This window comes from Brucella grignonensis (assembly GCF_002252505.1).
Lineage (GTDB): Bacteria > Pseudomonadota > Alphaproteobacteria > Rhizobiales > Rhizobiaceae > Brucella > Brucella grignonensis.
On sequence record NZ_NNRL01000109.1, the window covers coordinates 1 to 416 of the forward strand.

A 416-nucleotide genomic window follows, 5' to 3' on the forward strand; every position below is an offset into this window, starting at 1 on the left:
TCCATTGCCTTTTCCGCCGCAAACTTGCCCGCCCTCCATGTGCTGTGGACAAGCCAATCTTCGGCGAGAAAGAACTCCCCACCCAGCACCTTAGCTCCCTCGGTTACGAGGCGCCGCTTCATGGCATCCTCACCGACGATAGCCACTCTGGCGTTCGAATACGGTGCGGAGTCCGGAATAGGATGCGGGTATTTTATCACCCATTTGTATTGACCGTCCGGGTAGGCGCTTTGGATTTGGTCGCGCCGGGCCGATGGGCTTCTGGAGAAGCCAACCTTAATGATGGTCCGGCCATCAACTTCGGCGGCTGAACGCCCGAGATAGGAAGGTGTATCGCCGCCGAGTTCCAGAATGTAGAGATGCTTGGGACCGTCGGTTTCGCCAACCCAATATGGTTCGGTCGCCGGCGGTATCGC

At 58.2% G+C, this 416-nt stretch carries 1 protein-coding gene; it reads right to left on the bottom strand.

Going from position 1 to position 416, the window contains the following annotated elements:
- The coding region (locus tag CEV33_RS23910; RefSeq protein ID WP_167388089.1) for a hypothetical protein at positions 1–416 on the bottom strand (416 nt) is incomplete at both ends.